The sequence below is a fragment of the Vibrio sp. 1557 genome (assembly GCF_033340175.1).
GTDB classification, from domain to species: domain Bacteria; phylum Pseudomonadota; class Gammaproteobacteria; order Enterobacterales; family Vibrionaceae; genus Vibrio; species Vibrio alginolyticus.
The window spans coordinates 1-1,288 of the sequence record NZ_JAWOVZ010000160.1; the positions used below are offsets into that span (position 1 = coordinate 1).

Annotated in this window: 2 protein-coding genes; both read right to left on the reverse strand. The window is 48.6% G+C overall.

Going from position 1 to position 1,288, the window contains the following annotated elements:
- Positions 1 to 441 (reverse strand): tryptophan synthase subunit alpha (trpA, locus tag R7070_RS25495; RefSeq protein ID WP_318141424.1); only part of this gene is annotated, 441 nt, incomplete at its 3' end.
- The coding region (gene trpB, locus R7070_RS25500; RefSeq protein WP_318141425.1) for a tryptophan synthase subunit beta at positions 441 to 1,288 on the reverse strand (848 nt) is incomplete at its 5' end. The genes trpB and trpA, both read right to left, overlap by 1 nt.

A 1,288-nucleotide genomic window follows, 5' to 3' on the forward strand; every position in this document is an offset into this window, starting at 1 on the left:
TCCAAATTTCTCTGCCGCGGTTACGAACTCTGCGCTTTCGTTAGTCGGAACGTCTGCAATGAGAACGGAATCGATGCCCGCTTTTGCACAGCGCTCGTAGAAGCTCTCAATACCGCGTGAGTATACAAGATTGGCGTACATCAATAGACCAATTGGCAGGTCTGGGTACTTTGCTCGAATTTTTCCGATTTGCTCAAAACAGATATCCGGAGTTGCACCCGAATCTAACGCTCGAATGTTGGCTCCTTGAATTGTTGGGCCGTCCGCCAATGGGTCTGAGAACGGAATACCAAGTTCAAGCGCATCAGCGCCAGATTCAACCAGTGCTTCCATAATCTTGTACGATTGCTCGGCGTTTGGATCACAAACCGTCACGAATGGTACAAATGCGCCTTGGTTTGTCTCGTTTAGGCGTGCAAACATGTTCTCATAACGGCTCATTAGATTACTCCTTTTTCTTCTAAGATGGCGTGTACGGTGAAGATGTCTTTGTCACCACGACCAGATAGGTTAACAACCAGTAATTGCTCTTTTTCAGGATTCTCACGAGCCATGCGCAGTGCATGTGCCAGAGCATGAGAGGATTCAAGTGCAGGAATGATGCCTTCGCTGCGAGCTAGTTCTTGGAATGCTTCTAATGCTTCATCATCCGTTACGTTGTCGTATTCAGCGCGACCGATAGCGTTAAGGTGTGCGTGCTGTGGACCAACTGAAGGGAAGTCTAGACCGGCTGAAACAGAGTAAGACTCTTCAACCTGACCATTCTCATCTTGCATTAATGGTGCCTTCATACCAAAGAAGATACCTGTTTTACCATGCTTAAGTGGCGCACCGTGTTGATCCGTATCGATGCCTTTACCTGCTGGCTCCACGCCAATCAGGCGAACGCTTTCTTCTTCGATAAAATCTGCAAACATACCAATCGCGTTTGAGCCACCACCCACACAGGCGATAACAGCATCAGGTAGGCGACCTTCACGCGCCAGAATTTGGTTTTTAGTTTCTTCACCAATCATGCGTTGGAACTCACGCACAATAGTCGGGAATGGGTGAGGGCCTGCAGCTGTACCGAGAAGGTAGTGTGCGTCTTCGTAGCTGCCTGACCAATCACGCAGTGCTTCATTACAAGCATCTTTAAGTGTTGCAGAGCCTGAATGGACAGGAATTACTTCTGCACCCATCAGTTTCATGCGGAACACGTTCGGGCTTTGACGTTCAACGTCTTTTGCACCCATGTAAACTCGACACTTGAGGCCAAGTAGTGCACACGCAAGTGCAGTTGCTACAC